Source organism: Mitsuaria sp. PDC51, from assembly GCF_900113225.1.
Lineage (GTDB): Bacteria > Pseudomonadota > Gammaproteobacteria > Burkholderiales > Burkholderiaceae_C > Roseateles.
On the sequence record NZ_FOZE01000003.1, the window covers coordinates 273,291 to 289,294 of the forward strand.

15 protein-coding genes are annotated in these 16,004 nt (G+C 70.1%); 6 read left to right on the forward strand and 9 right to left on the reverse strand.

Features of this window, described 5'->3' with window-relative positions; translation table 11 throughout:
• Position 1: 1 nt before the first annotated feature.
• The gene (locus BM393_RS21725) at positions 2 to 949 is read right to left on the reverse strand and encodes a LysR family transcriptional regulator (RefSeq protein WP_091732762.1); all 948 of its coding nucleotides are present in this window, start codon (positions 947 to 949) and stop codon (positions 2 to 4) included.
• 157 nt (positions 950 to 1,106) lie between these two features.
• On the opposite strand from BM393_RS21725, the gene BM393_RS21730 reads away from it, so the two are divergent.
• Both BM393_RS21730 and BM393_RS21735 read left to right on the forward strand, forming a co-directional pair.
• Positions 1,107 to 1,754, forward strand: coding sequence for an FMN-dependent NADH-azoreductase (locus BM393_RS21730; RefSeq protein ID WP_091732765.1), 648 nt, complete (start codon positions 1,107 to 1,109; stop codon positions 1,752 to 1,754).
• Positions 1,755 to 1,768: 14 nt separating this feature from the next.
• On the forward strand, positions 1,769 to 2,086 hold the full coding sequence (locus BM393_RS21735) for a YciI family protein (RefSeq protein WP_091732769.1): 318 nt from the start codon (positions 1,769 to 1,771) through the stop codon (positions 2,084 to 2,086).
• A 17-nt stretch (positions 2,087 to 2,103) separates the two neighbouring features.
• On the opposite strand, the gene BM393_RS21740 is transcribed toward BM393_RS21735, so the two are convergent.
• The 7 genes from BM393_RS21740 to BM393_RS21770 all read right to left on the reverse strand — a co-directional run bounded on the left by BM393_RS21740 (position 2,104) and on the right by BM393_RS21770 (position 8,746).
• The gene (locus tag BM393_RS21740) at positions 2,104 to 2,472 is read right to left on the reverse strand and encodes a glyoxalase superfamily protein (RefSeq protein ID WP_091732772.1); all 369 of its coding nucleotides are present in this window, start codon (positions 2,470 to 2,472) and stop codon (positions 2,104 to 2,106) included.
• A 66-nt stretch (positions 2,473 to 2,538) separates the two neighbouring features.
• Positions 2,539 to 3,747: a hypothetical protein gene (locus BM393_RS21745; protein WP_091732776.1), complete on the reverse strand. Its 1,209-nt coding sequence runs from the start codon at positions 3,745 to 3,747 to the stop codon at positions 2,539 to 2,541.
• A gap of 233 nt (positions 3,748 to 3,980) precedes the next feature.
• Positions 3,981 to 6,110 carry an acyl-CoA dehydrogenase gene (locus BM393_RS21750; RefSeq protein ID WP_091732780.1) on the reverse strand — a complete coding sequence of 710 codons (2,130 nt, stop codon included), beginning with the start codon at positions 6,108 to 6,110 and terminating at the stop codon, positions 3,981 to 3,983.
• A gap of 89 nt (positions 6,111 to 6,199) precedes the next feature.
• Positions 6,200 to 6,481 carry a hypothetical protein gene (locus BM393_RS21755; RefSeq protein WP_091732784.1) on the reverse strand — a complete coding sequence of 94 codons (282 nt, stop codon included), beginning with the start codon at positions 6,479 to 6,481 and terminating at the stop codon, positions 6,200 to 6,202.
• Positions 6,482 to 6,534: 53 nt separating this feature from the next.
• Positions 6,535 to 7,110 carry a chromate transporter gene (locus BM393_RS21760; protein ID WP_091732789.1) on the reverse strand — a complete coding sequence of 192 codons (576 nt, stop codon included), beginning with the start codon at positions 7,108 to 7,110 and terminating at the stop codon, positions 6,535 to 6,537.
• Entirely contained in the window at positions 7,107 to 7,742 is a 636-nt protein-coding gene (locus tag BM393_RS21765; protein WP_404932672.1) for a chromate transporter, read from the reverse strand. Before BM393_RS21765 ends, BM393_RS21760 begins: the two co-directional genes overlap by 4 nt.
• A complete protein-coding gene (locus BM393_RS21770; RefSeq protein ID WP_091732794.1) occupies positions 7,739 to 8,746 on the reverse strand; it encodes a D-2-hydroxyacid dehydrogenase family protein in 1,008 nt (335 codons plus the stop codon). The genes BM393_RS21765 and BM393_RS21770 overlap by 4 nt, the downstream gene beginning before the upstream one ends.
• Before the next feature lie 132 nt (positions 8,747 to 8,878).
• On the opposite strand from BM393_RS21770, the gene BM393_RS21775 reads away from it, so the two are divergent.
• A complete protein-coding gene (locus BM393_RS21775; protein WP_091733819.1) occupies positions 8,879 to 9,391 on the forward strand; it encodes a DUF1993 family protein in 513 nt (170 codons plus the stop codon).
• Positions 9,392 to 9,394: 3 nt separating this feature from the next.
• Here the strand turns inward: BM393_RS21775 and BM393_RS21780 are convergent, their stop codons facing one another.
• A complete protein-coding gene (locus BM393_RS21780; RefSeq protein WP_091732797.1) occupies positions 9,395 to 9,907 on the reverse strand; it encodes a hypothetical protein in 513 nt (170 codons plus the stop codon).
• 404 nt (positions 9,908 to 10,311) lie between these two features.
• Here BM393_RS21780 and BM393_RS21785 point away from each other — a divergent pair, with 404 nt between their 5' ends.
• From BM393_RS21785 to BM393_RS21795, 3 genes are read left to right on the forward strand one after another with little or no spacing between them, the layout of a single operon-like run.
• Positions 10,312 to 12,195, forward strand: coding sequence for a tetratricopeptide repeat protein (locus BM393_RS21785; RefSeq protein WP_254783555.1), 1,884 nt, complete (start codon positions 10,312 to 10,314; stop codon positions 12,193 to 12,195).
• Between the two features lie 19 nt (positions 12,196 to 12,214).
• Entirely contained in the window at positions 12,215 to 14,605 is a 2,391-nt protein-coding gene (locus BM393_RS21790; protein WP_091732802.1) for a type I secretion system permease/ATPase, read from the forward strand.
• A gap of 10 nt (positions 14,606 to 14,615) precedes the next feature.
• Complete coding sequence (locus BM393_RS21795) at positions 14,616 to 15,824, forward strand: HlyD family type I secretion periplasmic adaptor subunit (RefSeq protein WP_091732806.1); 1,209 nt, start codon at positions 14,616 to 14,618, stop codon at positions 15,822 to 15,824.
• Positions 15,825 to 16,004 lie beyond the last annotated feature (180 nt).

Here is a 16,004-nt window from a genome sequence, read left to right on the forward strand (position 1 = left end):
GTTATCCGCCGGCGCCCTGCATCGCCTGCCGGAACTCGTCGTTCGCGCGCTCCAGCGAGTCGGGCAGCGCCGTCACCAGCATCTCGATGAACGCCTTGACCGCGGGCACCATGCCGCGCCGGGTGGGATAGACCGCGTGCAGCTGGTGCGCCGGCATCCCGTGATCGGGCAGCAGCGGCACCAGGCGGCCCGCGCGCAGGTCGTCGGCGCAGAGGTGGAAGGGCAGTTGCGCGGCGCCGATGCCGGCGACCGCCATGCGCGACATCAGGTACACGTCGTCGGTCGCGAAGGTCGGCTGGTAGTCGATCTCCACCGCCGCGCCATGCGGATCCGTCATCCGCCAGCGGGGCCTCTCGCCCCGCACGCCGGCCGGTCCCACGCCGAGGACGCCCTGCAGCGCCTGGGCCGAATCGACGGCAGCCTGCGCCGCGATGAAGGACGGGCTCGCCACGAGCACCTGGTCGCTGGTGCCGAAATGGCGCACCACCAGGTCCGAGTCCTCGAGCGCTGATCGGATGCGGATCGCCACGTCATACCCTTCCCCGATCACGTCCACCCGGCGATTGGTCAGGTCCAGGTCCAGCCGCACCTCGGGATTGGCCTTCAGGAAGCGGGGCAGGATCGGTGCGAGGAACAGGTGGGCGACGCCGATCGGGCAGCTTACCCTGAGCCGGCCCGAGGGCTTGGCGTTGGCCCGGGCGGCCACCTCGTAGGCCGCCTTCGCCGAGGCCGACATCGACTCGCAATGGGCGAAGAAGGCGGCGCCGACCTCGGTCACGCTGACCGACCGGGTCGAGCGATGCAGCAGCCGCACGGCGAGCCGCTCTTCCAGTTCCGCCACGCGCCGGCTCACGCGCGACTTGGAGATTCCCAGCGCCCGCGCCGCGCCGGAGAAGCCGCCATGCGAGACGACCGCGGCGAACAGGACAAGGTCATTCAGGTCATCCACGGGCGCTTCCGATCATCGGTGTCGAAGGAGAGGAGGGGAGAGGAGAGGGACGGGCGATTGTCCTGATTCCAGAACGATCTGTCCTGTCGGCAGCGGCTAGTGCAACAACGCCGGGCTCCCTATCGTGACGGACATTCCCACTGCGCTTTTGATTGCCATGCAGATCCTTCACCTTGATTCCAGCCTCCAGGGCGAGGCTTCGGCTTCGCGCCAGCTCAGCCGCGCGATCGTCGACGCGCTCCTGCGGGCGTCGCCCGCCGCCCAGGTGCGCCACCGCGACCTGGCCGCCGACGCGGTGCCCCACCTCACAGGCGACATCGCCGCCGGCTTCCGCGGTGCCGCCGGTCCCGCGCCGACGGGCGTCGCCGCGGAGCGCGCGCGCTCGGAGCAACTGGTCGCCGAGTTCCTCGCCAGCGAGGTCATCGTGGTCGGGGCGCCGATGTACAACTTTTCGGTGGCGAGCCCGCTCAAGGCCTGGATCGACCGCATCGCGCAGCCCGGCCGCACCTTCCGCTACACCGCCGAGGGGCCGGTCGGCCTGGCCGGTGGCCGTCGGGTCATCGTGGCCTCGACCCGTGGCGGCCTGTACTCGGTCGGCGCCGGGGCGGGCATGGACTTCCAGGAGTCCTACCTGCGCGCGTTCTTCGGTTTCCTCGGCATCGCGGAGGTGCAGGTCGTCCGCGCCGAGCGGTTGACCCAGGGCGCCGGGGCGCGGGACGCCTCGATGGCGGACGCCCTCGCGCAGGTGTCGCGCGCCGTGACAGACACCCTGGCCACCCCCTTGATCACTCCTATTTCCGCCTGAGAGGAACCATCGCCATGCTGTTTGCCGTCACCTTGACCTATCGGACGCCCCCCGCCCAGATCGACGAGCACCTGGGGCCGCATCGCGCGTGGCTGGCGGACCAGACCCGCGCCGGTCATGTGCTTTTCGCCGGGCCGCTCGATCCCCCAACGGGCGGCCTGATCCTCGCCCACGGCGAGGACCGCGCCGCGCTGGATGCGCTGATGGCCAGCGACCCGTTCGTCGTGTACGGGCTGGTCGATGTCACGGTGCTGGCGGTCTCGCCAGCGCTGCGGCATGCGGACTTCCCGGCGCGATGGGCGGCCGCGGCCCAGGCGGTGGCAGCCGCCTGATCTGATCGCAGCGCGCCCTAGGTGCTGATGGCGTTGGTGAAGGTCAGCCGATTCCCGAAGGGATCGGTCACCGAGACGTCCTTGGATCCCCAGGGCGTCTCTTCCAGCCCGGGACGGGCGTACCCATAACGCCGGCCGATCAGTTCCGCGTGGAAGCCCTCGATGTCGTCCGTCTGGATGCGCAGTGCCGCACCGGGGCAGGCGTCGCCGTGATGTTCCGAGAGGTGCAGCACGCAGCCGTCCCGGGACACCTGCAGGTAGAGCGGCAGCCCCGGCTCGAAGCGGTGGTCCCAATCGACCTGGAAGCCGAGGAACTGCACGTAGAACTCCAGCGCCTTGGCCTCGTCGAAGATGCGCAGGATCGGGGTGGTGTGAGCGAATTTCATACGGGCGATGTTCTTCGGCGACGTGACCCTTTGCCTATCGCGAAAAAGGGGGAGCGACGAAGTCGTTCAGACGGCCTTCACGGCTCTCAACTGAGCCTGCTCGTCCCCGTTCGGGAAGACGTTGACGCGCATGCGCGGCGGGTGCAGCCCGTCGACGGGCTGCATGTAATGCCCGGCGATGCGCACCGCATCCGCCCAGGCCACGATCACCGCTTGGTCCGGCTTGTCGTGGGAGGCGAAGGCCACGAGGTCCGTGAGCGGCAGCAGCGTGTCCACGCCATCCGGCCACACCGAATAGCTCATCACCCGCTCGCTGTCCTTGAACTGCACCAGCTTCACCGAGCCCACGAACGGCCCCGAAGCCTCCTGCGGACGCCGCTGCTCCAGCAGCCGCTTCTGCGCGCTGTAGTCCTCGGAGTCCTCGACCGAGATCAGCTCCTGGAACATCGGCCGCAGCGACTCGGGCGCCTCGAAGGGCTGCCACGTGCGCTCGACGAGCTGCAGCGGGCGGCAGGACAGCCAGCGCGAATGCTCCTGGCGCAACTGCTTGCACATCGCGGCCATCAGCGCGAGTCCGGCGATGTCGTTCGCGTCCGCGACCAGCAGCACGTGACGCAGCGGCACCATCGCCACCGGATGGGCGACGCCGGAGCGGTAGATCACATCCGGCAGGAGCAGCCGCGACGGCTCGTATGAATCGTTCCAGGCTCCTTGCCACAGTCCCGGCGCGATCTGCTGCCAGCCCAGGTCTTCGGGCAGGCCGCGCAGGTTGTCGAGGGCATCGTCAAAGGCGGTGTCGAAGCTCACGCCCCACTTGTCCAGCATCCCCTGGGCGACGCGGGCGGTGCTCTCCGGCGTATCCAGCCCGAGCATCGCCACGTAGTCGCCCACGAGGGGACGGAAGGGCGTCTGGTTCGATGCGCGAGTCAGGGCCGCCTCGTCCTGGGTCAGCGCGTTGGCCAGGTCCAGGGTGCTCTTGGCCATGTCGGCGCGCGTGCGCAGCAAGGGAACCAGGCGCGCCCTCACGCTGGCGTAGTCCTCGGAGAGTTCGGGCACGTCGGCGCCGACCGGGCGCAGCATGGTGCCTTCCAGATAGCGATCGAATTCGATGTCACGCGCGCGTCCGCCCTTGGCGCGGCGCAGGTCCCTCACGAGGTGGGTGAGATGCGAGTGCATCTGCACGCCGTTGAGCGTGAAGTGGATCTCCGGCGGGTCTTCGTTGACCGTGGTCCCGGTTGCCCCGATCTCCTCGAGACGCCTGACGAGGCGCTTCAAGACATCGGCCGCCGTGGGCCGTCCGAACTGCCATCGAATCCATTCCCTCATGAGCCACTCCCCGACATCCTGTTGGCGATTGTCCGAGGACGCCGCGGAGGTCGCGGGTGCGCGAGCAGGCAGGATGCGGAATCTGTCGCAGGTCAGCGGGGCGCGTGCCGTCATGCGTCATCGAAGACTGTGGGGCGCAAGGATGACCGTTCGTCGAATGGTGCAGGAGGGCGGAGGGTCGTCTAGTCCTCGTCCACGCGAATCACCTGCTCCGCCGCCTCCAGGTAGGCCAGCGCCGCCTCCGGGTTGCGCGCCCCCTTCGCCACCGCTTCCAGCGATCCCGCGCGGCGCAGCGCCTTGTTGAGTTCGGGCACTTCGTCGCCGAGCTGGCCCGCCGCCTCGAGCGCCCGCATCAGGTCGAGCAGGCCGCCGCGCATCGGGCGCGAGACGTCGGGGCACAGGCGGCGCATCAGCGCGGGTTGCGTGCGTAGCGCATCGGCCAGCGCGATGGCCTCGCGGTCGCGCAGCGGCGCCAGGCGGCCGGTGCCGTGCAGGATCAGCGGCGCCACCGCACGCAGCGCCGCGGAGGGCAGGTTGGCGTAGAGCTCGCGCAGCAGCGTCGCGGCCTCGTGCAGCTGCAGGCGGATCGCCGCCCGCGCGACCGGCAGCATCGCCGGGTCGTTCTCGACTTCGTAGCGCCACACGCAGGCGGCCGCGAGGTAGAGGCCGGCGAGCACGTCCCCCAGCCGGGCCGACAGCAGCTCCATGCGCTTGAGCTTGCCGCCCAGCAGCCCCATGGCCAGATCGGCCGTGAGCGCGTAGCGGGCGGACAGCGAGGTGATGAGGCGCGCCTCGGCGCGCAGGTCGGCGGGCGGCTCGCCGCGCAGCGGCGCATGTGCCAGGCTGCGCCAGAGATTGCGCATCACATGGCCGACATGACCGACCAGCGCTCGGCCCAGCCGCTCCGGCTCCTGCGCCTGCACGGCCGCCATCTCCTCCAGCACGAACGGGTGGCAGCGCGTCGCACCCTGGCCGAAGATGATCAGCGCCCGCGACAGCAGGTTGGCGCCTTCCACCGTGATGGCGATCGGCGCATGCCGGTAGGCCACGCCCAGCAGGTTGCGCGGCCCGGCGATGATGCCCTTGCCGCCGAGCACGTCCATCCCGTCGTTGACCGCGCGGCGGCCCGCCTCGGTGAGCTGCACCTTGAGGATGGCGCTGGCGACGCTGGGCCGCTCGCCGTCATCCAGCGCCGCCGCGGTGTAGCGGCGCGCGGCATCGGTGGCGTAGAGCCGCGCGGCCATCTGCGCGGTGATGCCGGCGATCGCGTGGAATCGTCCGATGGGCAGGCCGAACTGCTCGCGCACCTGGCCGTAGCCGTTGACCACGAACAGCGCCGTCTGCTGCATCGCCGCGCCCAACGCCGGCAGCGAGATGGCCCGACCGGCGGCCAGGCATTCCATCAACATGCGCCAGCCCTGGCCGACCCGCGCTTCGCCGCCGATCACCCAGTCCATCGGCACGAACACGTCCTCGCCGCGGATCGGACCGTTCATGAAGGCCGAATCCATCGGCCGGTGGCGGCGGCCGATCTCCATGCCCGGCGTGGGCACCGGCAGCAGCGCGCAGGTGATGCCCAGTTCCTGCTGCCCCTCGGGACGCGACGGATCCACCGCCTGGAAGGCCAGCCCCACGACGCTGGCCACAGGCGCCAGAGTGATGTAGCGCTTGTCGAATCGCACGCTGAAGCCGCGCACCGGCCGGCCGTCGACCAGGCGCTCGGTGAGCACGCCGCGGTCGGGGATGGACGCGGCGTCCGAGCCGGCATACGGCGAGGTCAGCCCGAAGCAGGGCAGCTCGCGCCCGTCGGCCAGGCGCGGCAGGTAGTGCTGCTGCTGGGCCGGCGTGCCGTAGCGCAGCAGCAGCTCGGCCGGTCCCAGCGAGTTCGGCACCATCACCGTCACCGCGCAGGCGGTGTTGACGGTGGCGATGCGGGTCACGACTTCCGCGTGGGCGTAGTGGCCGAAGCCCAGCCCGCCGAATTCCTTCGGAATGATCATTCCGAAGAAGCGGTGCTCGCGCAGGTACTGCCACACCTGCGGTGGCAGGTCGCCGGCCTCGTCGATGGCGTGGTCGTCGAGCATGCCGACCAGCGTGCCGACCTCCTCGTCCAGGAAGCGGCGTTCCTCCTCGGTGAGGCGGTTGGGGCCGCGCGCGATCAGCGCGTCGAAATCAGGCTGTCCGGCGAAGAGCTGGCCCTCGAAGCCGACGGTGCCGGCCTCGAGCGCGGCGCGTTCGGTGTCGCCCATCGCGGGCAGGGCCTTGGCGAAGGGCGCCATCGCCAGGCGGCCGAGGAGTCGGTGCAATCCCATGCGGCGAGCCTAGGCCAGCGCGTGCGGCGACGAGGTCGGCCTGGGGCGCGTGTGCGCGTAGGACGCGAGGCGGTGTCGGGGCGGCTGCCTCAGCGACCGCCCGGTCGGGCCGCCTGCGGCGAACTGGCCGGATTCGCCGCATTCGTCGGATTCGCCGGGGCGACGCCGATGGGGATCACCCGCACGCCGGCGGGCGAGGCCTTGGCATCGGGCTGCGGCGGCGCCTGGACGCTCATCGCGGGCACACGGTGGCGCGGGGCCGACAGCATGTCCACGGCGGCTTCGCGCAAGCGGGTCGCGAGGACCAGCCCGGCGACGGCGAGGACCACGGCGGCGACGCCGGCGACGACTTGAACGGGAGAGAGGCGCATGAGGAGCAATTGGGGAAGAGGAGGGGCGCGAGCGCGCGATCGATGGCCGCGGCCTAGACGACGCCCAGCGCGCCCAGCACCCCGCCGCCGAGCACCAGCCACACGATGCCGATCTTCGTCCGCATCGTCAGGACCACGGTGGCGACGATCATCGCCAGCGTCGCCCAGCGATGGCCGGGCTCGACCAGGTAGGGCGCCGCGAGCAGCCAGCCGGTCGCGATCATCAGGCCCAGCGTCAGCGGCGCCATGCCGACGGTGAAGGCGCGCACGCCCAGGTGCTCGCGGTTGTTGCGCGCCCAGCGGGTGGCCGCGACGACCAGGGTCGTCGACGGCAGCAGGATGCCGGCCATCGCCGCCGTCGCGCCGAGCAGCCCCGACACGTTGAAGCCCAGCACCGCGACGAACAGGATGTTCGGCCCCGGCGCGGCCTGCGCCAGCGCGATGGAGCTGGTGAAGCTCTGGTCCGTCAGCCAGTGGCGCTCGTCCACCAGGTAGCGGTGCATGTCGGGCGCCGTCGTGATCGCGCCGCCGATCGACAGCAGCGACAGCATCAGGAAATGCAGCATCAGCGCGCCCAGCTCGGGCCAGCTCAGCGTCCCCACCAGCATCTGGCAGAGCGTCGGACTCATGCGCGGGCTCCGGTGCGGCTGCGCTTGAGCGCGATCAGCGCCAGCGTCATGCCCAAGCCGCCGACGCTCAGCACGATCCAGAACAGCGGCAGCTTGAGCCAGACCGTCGCGCCGAACACCAGCGCCGCCAGGGCCAGTCCCGGCATCAGGCCGACCGGATTCTTCTTCAGCGACGGCAGCAGCTTGAAGCCGGTGGCCAGGATCAGCCCGGCCGACACCGCGCCCATGCCGCGCAGCGCGCCGGTCATGCGCGGCGATGCCAGCCAGGTCGTCGACAGCGCCGCCAGCACCAGCACGATCACCGCGGGGAAGGTCATCATCCCGGCCAGCGCCACCAGCGCGCCGCGCAGGCCGAAGAAGCGGTCGCCGATCATCAGCGAGATGTTCACGATGTTCGGCCCGGGCAGCACCTGCGCCACCGCCAGCGTCTCGACGAATTCCTCGCGCGACATCCAGTTCAGCCGCTCGACCAGCTCCCGCTGCGCCACCGCCAGCACGCCGCCGAAGCCCTGCAGCGCCAGCCAGCTGAAGGCCCAGAACAGATGGGAGAGGGAGCGGGGCCGCGCCAGCGCGACTGGCGGTGCGTCGCCGCCATCGCGGTCCGCGACGGCGCGGCCGTCGGGCCCGCTCACCGGTGCACCTTCAGCGCATCCGGATTGACGATGTTGGTCGGCTTGCCCGCCATGTAATTCAGGACGTTGTCGAAGGCGGCGTCGAAGTACATCTGGTAGCTGTCCTGCTCGACGTAGCCGATGTGCGGCGTACATACCGCGTTCTCCAGCCGCAGCAGCGGGTGGCCCTGCAGGATGGGTTCGGACTCGAACACGTCGACGGCGGCCATGCCGGGGCGGCCGCGGTTCAGGCCGGACACCAGCGCGCCATCGGCGACCAGTTCCGCGCGCGAGGTGTTGACGAACAGCGCGGTCGGCTTCATCCGCGCCAGGTCCTCGCCGGTGACGATGCCGTGGGTCTCGTCCGACAGCCGCAGGTGCATCGACAGCACGTCGGCCTGCTCGAAGAAGGCCTCGCGGCTGTCGGCCGCCTGGTGGCCGTCGGCCTGGGCGCGCAGCCGGGAGGCCTCGCTGCCCCAGACCAGCACCTGCATGCCGAAGGCCTTGCCGTAGCCGGCGACCAACTGGCCGATCTTGCCGTAGCCCCAGATGCCCAGCGTCTTGCCGCGCAGCACCATGCCCAGGCCGAAGTTGGGCGGCATCGAGCCCGACTTCAGCCCCGACTGCTGCCACACGCCGTGCTTGAGCGTGGCGATGTACTGCGGCAGGCGGCGCATGGCGGCCATGATCAGCGCCCAGGTCAGTTCCGCGGGGGCGATCGGCGAGCCGCCGCCCTCGGCCACCGCGATGCCCAGCCGCGTGCAGGCGTCCAGGTCGATGTGCTTGCCGACCCGGCCGGTCTGCGAGATCAGCTTCAGCTTGGGCAGCTTTTCCAGCAGTTGGCGCGAGAAGTGGGTGCGTTCGCGGATCGTTACCAGCACTTCCGCATCCCGCAGCCGGATCGACAGCTGGCCGATCCCCTTGACGGTGTTGGTGAAGACCTTGGCGTTCAGCGCGTCCAGCTTGGCGGCGCAAGGCAGCTTGCGCACGGCGTCCTGGTAGTCGTCGAGGATGATGATGTTCATAGGCGTGCGGGCACCGATCCTACTCGCCTGAAACGGCCGGCCCAAGGCCATTGGGCGAGCGTCGTGCAACAGATCGGAACAGGCACTAGCATCGCGCCCGCTTCGCATCCCAACCCCTTCCAAGACGAGGAGATCTCCATGGACATGTACGCCGCGACCGTGCCGGTGTTCGATCGCATGCTGGCCAACATGCAGACTTGGATCCGCACCGCGCGTGATCACGCCATCGCCAAGGGCTTCGACGAGTCCGTCTACCTGACCCTGCGGCTGGCGCCGGACATGCTGCCGCTGCCGCGCCAGGTCCAGATCGCCAGTGACGCGGCCAAGAGCGGCGCCGCCCGCCTGGCCGGCATCGAGGTGCCGAGCTGGCCCGACACCGAGGCCTCGCTGGAGGAACTGCTGCAGCGCATCCAGAAGACGCGCGACTTCCTCAAGACCGTCAGCGCCGAGCAGATCAACGGCTCGGAGACGCGCTCGGTCAGCGTGCCGCGCCGCGACAAGGAGCCGCTGCAGTTCCAGGGCCAGGACTTCGCGCGCTTCTTCAACCTGCCCAACTTCTACTTCCACGCGACGACGCTGTACGCGCTGCTGCGTCATGCCGGCGTGCCGCTGGGGAAGATGGATTTCCTGGGACAGCCGAAGTAAGGGTCAGCCGAGCAGTCTCCGCAGCAGGCTCTTTCCCTGCTCGAGCTGCCGGTTGAGCATCAGCAGCCGGGCCTCGGCTTCCGCCTGGTCGAAGGCCCGCGCCACTTCCGTATAGATCGCCGTCCGCAGGTGCCACAGGTCCTGCGGATGGCGCGCATGGACGATATGGCGGCGCAGGGCGTTCACCCGCTCCAGCGCCGGGGCATCGGCCTCCTCGGCCAGATCCGCGACGCTGGCCCGGAACGCCGTCCGCAGCTTGGCCATCGCCCGGGCGCTCGCCTGGGGCCGGCGACCTTCGCCGGGCCACAGCCGCATCAGGCTCTGGAAGATCGAATCCCCATGGCGCCGCCGGACCGGCGCGTCGTTCATCGCCGCGCCGCCGGTGCCGCCCAGGCGGCTGGCCGGTGCCAGCCCGCTCGGGTCGTCGGCGGCCCGTGTCTCCAGGTCGTCGAGCTCGACGGCTTGCGCCTCCTCGACGATTTCATCCCAACCCGACTGGCTCCGTATCGCCTTCATGCTGCGTTCTTCTTGGCGTGGTGGATCGAACGCGCGTCCCTCGACGTCCCTTTCCGGGCCTGCTCATCGCGCGGCGTCCCGGCTTCGAGGCCAGGATCGCGGGGCGATTGTGGAAGTCCGCCTTGTCCCTCGAAGCCTGGATAAGGCGGTGACGGGGCCTGCAAATCGTGCTCAAGTTCTCGCGCCGGCGGCCGATAACGGGCCAGATGGGCGGGTCGCCGGTGTCCGCGGCGCGCCCAGGGCGGGAGCTTCCAGGCAGGGAAATGGACGGTCGGCACCGTCCATTTGCCGGGATTCCCCCGGGAACGCGCGGACACAATCCGTACAGGCGGCCTCAGGGCCCGCGCCGGCTCGTCCGGCCGTGTCCGCCAGGCCGTCCCACCGTGCCCCGAAAGCCCGATCCCATGGACATCGCCCGCCCCAGCATGCCGAACTTGAGCGTTCCCGCCCACCTGGCCCAGGAATGGGAGCAGCTGCTGATCCGCGCCCGCGAGGGTTCGCTCCCGCTGCCGGAGCTGATGGATCGCGGCAACTTCCTCCAGACCCAGCAGCTCGGCGACGCCGCCGCCCACCTGTACGAGACCTGGCTGGCGCACGAGGGCCAGCCGCCGGCGGCGCGCCTGGTGGCGCTCTACAACTGGGGCACCGTGCTGGGCAACATCCAGCAGCATGAGCGCGCCGAGCAGGTCTACCGCCAGGCGCTGGCGATCAGCCCGGGCTTCGCCCAGGCGCGCCTGAATCTGGGCCATCAGCTGGAGCACCTGGGCCGCGTCGACGAGGCGCTGGCCGCCTGGCAGGCGGTCTACGACGCCACCGGCCCGATGGAGGCCCTGGGCGCGGACACCGACGGCCTGCGCACTCACGCCTTCAACAACGCCGCCCGGCTGCTCGAGCTGCAGCGACGCTACGAGGAGTCCGAGGCGCTGATGGTCCGCAGCCTCACCCTCAATCCCGAACAAACGGACGTGATGCAGCATTACGTCCACATCCGCCAGAAGCAGTGCAAGTGGCCGGTCTACCAGCCCTTCGGCGAGGTGACCCACAACAGGCTGCTGATCGCGACCTCGCTGCTGGCCACGCTGAGCGCCACCGACGATCCCGCGCTGCAGATGGGCGCCGCCCAGCGCTTCGTGCACGAGAAGGTGACGAAGCAGAAGGAAGCGCTCTGGAAGCATCCGGTCTCGGTCGCCGCCCGCCAGCAGGGGAAGATCAAGATCGGCTACCTCTCCGGCGACCTGTGCATGCACGCGGTGGGCCTGCTCACCGCCGAGCTCTACGCGCTGCACGACCGCGAGAAATTCGAGATCCACGCCTTCGACTGGAGCCGCGAGGACGGCACCGCACTGCGCAAGCGGCTGCTGATGTCGATGGACAAGGTCTGGCGCCTGAACGCGATGGACGATGCCACCGCCGCCAAGCTGATCGCCCAGGCCGGCATCGACGTGCTGGTCGACCTGCAGGGCCTGACCAGCGGCGCCCGGCCCAACATCCTGGCCCACCGGCCGGCGCCGGTGCAGGTCAGCTACCTGGGCCTGCCGGCGACCTCGCTGCTGCCCGGTGTGGACTGGATCATCGCGGATCGCTTCGTGATGCCGCCCGAATACCTGCCGTACTGCTCCGAAAAGCCCATCTACCTGCCGCACTGCTACCAGGTCAGCGACCGCCAGCGCGAGGTCGGCGCCGATCCGACCCGGGCCCAGTACGAGCTGCCCGAGGACGCCTTCGTCTTCTGCTCGTTCAACAACAACCACAAGATGAACGCCGAGATGTTCGGCGCCTGGATGCGCATCCTGCACGGGGTGCCGAACTCGGTGCTGTGGCTGCTGGCGGACAACGAATGGGCCAAGGCCAACCTGCGCCGCGAGGCCGAGGCCGCCGGCATCGACGCGTCGCGGCTGATCTTCGCGCCGCGCGTCGCGCCGCCGGACTACCTGGCCCGTTTCCAGCTGCCGGACCTGGTGCTGGACACCTTCCCGTACAACGCCGGCACCACCGCCAGCGACTGCCTCTGGATGGGCACGCCCATCCTGACGCGCTCGGGCCGCAGCTACATCTCGCGCATGTGCGGCAGCCTGCTGACGGCCGTCGGCCTGCCGGACCTGATCACCTTCTCGCTGGACGACTACGTCGAGCGCGCCATCCAGATCGGCCTCAATCCCGGCCGCGCCCGCTCCTACAAGCGCTACCTGCGCGAGGAAGGCCGCCAGAGCGCACTTTTCGACATGCCGGCGATCGTGCGTGACATCGAGCGCGAATTCGAGCAATTGGCCCTCGCCCATCGCGCTTGAAGTGACGAAGATTCGATAAATGAACCGGCCGCACGACCCCTTCTTCGACGGTGACCAGCGCGCCCGCCGCCCCGGCCTGCGCCTGGCGGCCGAGGACGGCCAGCGCGCGCCCGGCATGCCGGACGAGCCGCAGGACCCGCTCGCGGACCTGGCGCAGCAGCCGGCGATTGATCCGCTGCTGCAGTGCCTGGCCTGGCTGACGCAGCATCACGGGCGCGCGCGCTCGGCCGATTCGCTGCGCGCCGGCGCGCCGGTCGAGGGCGCGATCAGCCCCGACCAGGCCATCCGCCTGATGCGCGAGGCCGGCTACAACGCCGGGCTGCTGCGCAAGGGCATCGAGGAGATCCACCAGCTGCTGCTGCCCGCGGTGCTGCTGCTCAACGGCGGCGATGCCTGCGTGCTGGTGCGGCGCCTGGACGACGATGCCGCCGGCGGCGTGCGCTACGAGGTCGTCTTCCCCGGCCCGGAGGCCGCCAGCTGCGTGGCCCCGGCCGCGGAACTGGACCAGGAATACAGCGGCTTCATCCTGGCGGTGACGCCGCAGGAGGTGTCGCAGGCCAAGCCGATCGCCGGCGCCCAGGACGAGACCCCGCTGCTGCAGGCCGATTCGCACTGGCTGTTCGGCACCCTCAAGCGCTTCATTCCCTACTACCGCTCGGCCATGCTGGCCGCGCTGCTGAGCAACGTGCTCATGATGGTGTCGGGCCTGGTGACCTCGGTCATCTACGACAAGGTCATCCCGCACCAGGCCTTCGTCACGCTGTGGACGCTGGCCGTCGGCGCCGGGCTGGCGCTGGTCTTCGACCTGTTCGCCCGCCAGCTGCGCGCCCACCTGATCGACCTGGCCGGGCGCAAGACCGACCTGATCGTCGGCGCCAAGCTGTTCCGCCAGACGCTGGGCGTGCGGATGGAGCATCGCCCCGCGTCGGCCGGCTCCTATGCGCATTACCTGGCCCAGGTCGAGGTGGTGCGCGACTTCTTCACCTCGGCCACGATGTCGGTCCTGACCGACCTGCCGTTCGTGATCCTGTTCGTCGCGATGACCTTCATCATCGGCGGCCCGCTGGGCTGGGTGCTGATGATCGCGATCCCGCTGATGCTGCTGATGAGCTTCGGCATCCAGGGCTACCTGCGCCGCGCGATGCGCACCAACATGACCGAGTCGGCCGACCTGCACGGCACGCTGGTCGAGGCGCTCGAAGGCCTGGAGGACCTCAAGACCACCGGCGCGGAGGGCCGTTTCCTGCGCCGCTACGAGCACAGCACCGCCATCGTCGCCGAGTCCGCGCTGCGCGCCCGCACGATGGCCAGCTGGAGCATGAACATCTCGATGACCATGCAGCAGGCGATCAACCTGGTGATGCTGGTCTGGGGCGTCTACCTGATCAACGAGAGCGTCATCAGCGCCGGCGCGCTGATCGGCGCCGTCATGTTCGCCGGCCGCGCCACGGTGCCGCTGAACAGCCTGGTGAGCCTGGCCACCCGCTACCAGGGCGCGCGCGCGGCGATGCTGTCGCTGAACTCGGTGATGAGCGCGCCGGTGGAGCGCGACTCCACCCGCAACTACGTCCCGCTGAACCAGATCACCGGCCGCATCGGCCTGAACGACATCGGCTTCTCCTATCCGGCGCAGGGCGATGCCCAGTCGCCCAAGGTGCTGCGCAACGTGACGATGCGGGTGCAGCCGGGCGAGCGCATCGCGATCCTGGGCCGCATCGGCAGCGGCAAGTCCACCGTGCTGCGCATGCTGGCGGGCCTGTACCAGCCGACCGAGGGCAACGTCGAGATCGACGGCATCGACCTGCGCCAGGTCGACCCGGCGGAGTTCCGCGGCAAGGTCGGTTTCGTGTCGCAGGAGCCGCGGCTCTTCCACGGCACGCTGCGCGACAACGTGCTGATGGGCCGCCACGTCGATGCGCAGCGCCTGGTCGAGGTCGCCAAGCTGACGGGCCTGGACCGCGTCGTCGCCGGCCATCCGATGGGCTGGGACCTGCCGGTCGGCGAGATGGGCTCGCTGCTTTCGGGCGGCCAGCGCCAGCTGGTCGCGCTCGCGCGCAGCCTGGTCACCAAGCCGCAGATCCTGCTGATGGACGAGCCCACCAGCTCGATGGACGCGCAGTCCGAGATCGCCTTCCTGCGCCAGCTGCGCGACGCCGCCGGCAGCTGCACGCTGATCATGGTCACGCACCGCCCGGCGGTGCTGGAGCTGGTCTCGCGCATCGTCGTCGTCGACAGCGGCCGGCTGGTCATGGACGGGCCGCGCGACCAGGTCCTGGCCGCGCTGTCCGGCGCCCGCCCGCCGGGCCAGCAGCCCGCCCAGCCGCAACCGCAGCCGGGCCAGGCGCCGCAGGGCGCTCCCGTCCACGTGCATCCGGCCGCGCAGGCCATGAACCGCGCCGCGTCCGTCTGAGCTTCGCGCCATGTCCAAGTCCACCACCCTCAGCCGCGAAGAAGGCCTGTTCGTCAGCAGCGTCCAGTCGGCGCTGATCGATGAGCCGCTGCCGCGCGCCGTCTGGGCCCTGTACCTGATGGCGGCGGTGCTGCTGGTGGGGCTGGTCTGGTCCTCGATCGCCACCGTCGACGAGGTCACCCGCAGCGACGCCCGCATCGTGCCCGACGGCAAGGAGCAGGTGATCGCCAGCCTGGAGTCCGGCACGCTGGGCAAGCTGCTGGTGCATGAAGGCGAGGAAGTCGAGGCCGGCCAGGCGCTGGCCGAGCTCGATCCCACCCGCGCCGAGGCCGCCGAGAACGAGAGCCAGGCCAAGCGCCTGGGCCTGATGGCGCAGGTGGCGCGGCTGCGCGCCGAGGCGCTGGGCGTGCCGCTGAAGTTCCCCGACGAGGTCAAGGGCGTGCAGCGCCTGGTCGACAGCGAGAGCGAGGTCTTCGACACCCGCCGCCGCGTGCTCGACGAGGCGACGTCCAGCATCAACCGCAGCATCGGCCTGCTCGCCACCGAGCAGAAGATGGCGCAGGACATGGCGTCCAAGGGCCTGATGTCCAACGTCGAGGTGATGCGCGTCACGCGCCAGGTCAACGAGCTCCAGCAGCAGCGCAACGAGCGCATCAGTCGTTTCCGCCAGGACGCCAGCACCGAGCTGTCCAAGGCGCAGACCGACCTGGCGCAGCTCGACGAGCAACTGGTCGTGCGCCGCGACGCGGTCACGCGCTCGGTGCTGAAGTCGCCGGTCAAGGGGCTGGTCAAGAACATCAAGATGAACACGGTCGGCGGGGTGATCACGTCCGGCTCGCCGATCATGGAGATCGTGCCGATCGGCCCCCGCATCCTGGTCGAGGCGCGCATCAAGCCCAAGGACATCGGTTACGTGCAGGTCGGGCAGACGGCGATCGTCAAGCTCAACGGCTACGACTTCAACGTCAACGGCGGCCTGCACGGCAAGATCGAGTACGTCAGCCCCGACGCCCTGGGCGAGACCGAGAAGAACAACGAAGGCACCTACTACCGGGTGCTGATCACCGCCGAGCACAACACGCTGCGCGCCAAGGGCGAGCCGCTGCCGGTCATCCCCGGCATGACGGCGATGGTGGATATCCGCACCGGCGAGCGCTCGGTGCTGAGCTACCTCCTGAGACCCATGCTGAAGTCGAAGGAAGCGCTGCGAGAGCGCTGAGCAAGGGCTACTGCGCGGGCGCTGGGCTTCGTTGCGGGGCCCGCCTCCCCATCCTCACGTAGCGCCGCTACGCTCCGGTGGGTCGGCACCCGCGCCTAGCCCAGCACCCGCTCGCTACGCCCCGAGACACCGGGCCTCGGATCGGGGAAAACAGGCCGATTAGGCCGATTGCGCCCCGCT

What these genes read in the sequence shown, in the direction of transcription:
- BM393_RS21730 (WP_091732765.1), top strand. Translation starts at nt 1,107, where the DNA reads ATGCAGATCCTTCACCTTGATTCCAGCCTCCAGGGCGAGGCTTCGGCT.
- BM393_RS21795 (WP_091732806.1), top strand. Translation starts at nt 14,616, where the DNA reads ATGTCCAAGTCCACCACCCTCAGCCGCGAAGAAGGCCTGTTCGTCAGC.
- BM393_RS21770 (WP_091732794.1), bottom strand. Translation starts at nt 8,746, where the DNA reads ATGAACATCATCATCCTCGACGACTACCAGGACGCCGTGCGCAAGCTG.
- BM393_RS21780 (WP_091732797.1), bottom strand. Translation starts at nt 9,907, where the DNA reads ATGAAGGCGATACGGAGCCAGTCGGGTTGGGATGAAATCGTCGAGGAG.
- BM393_RS21735 (WP_091732769.1), top strand. Translation starts at nt 1,769, where the DNA reads ATGCTGTTTGCCGTCACCTTGACCTATCGGACGCCCCCCGCCCAGATC.
- BM393_RS21785 (WP_254783555.1), top strand. Translation starts at nt 10,312, where the DNA reads ATGGACATCGCCCGCCCCAGCATGCCGAACTTGAGCGTTCCCGCCCAC.
- BM393_RS21750 (WP_091732780.1), bottom strand. Translation starts at nt 6,110, where the DNA reads ATGGGATTGCACCGACTCCTCGGCCGCCTGGCGATGGCGCCCTTCGCC.
- BM393_RS21760 (WP_091732789.1), bottom strand. Translation starts at nt 7,110, where the DNA reads ATGAGTCCGACGCTCTGCCAGATGCTGGTGGGGACGCTGAGCTGGCCC.
- BM393_RS21790 (WP_091732802.1), top strand. Translation starts at nt 12,215, where the DNA reads ATGAACCGGCCGCACGACCCCTTCTTCGACGGTGACCAGCGCGCCCGC.
- BM393_RS21755 (WP_091732784.1), bottom strand. Translation starts at nt 6,481, where the DNA reads ATGCGCCTCTCTCCCGTTCAAGTCGTCGCCGGCGTCGCCGCCGTGGTC.
- BM393_RS21740 (WP_091732772.1), bottom strand. Translation starts at nt 2,472, where the DNA reads ATGAAATTCGCTCACACCACCCCGATCCTGCGCATCTTCGACGAGGCC.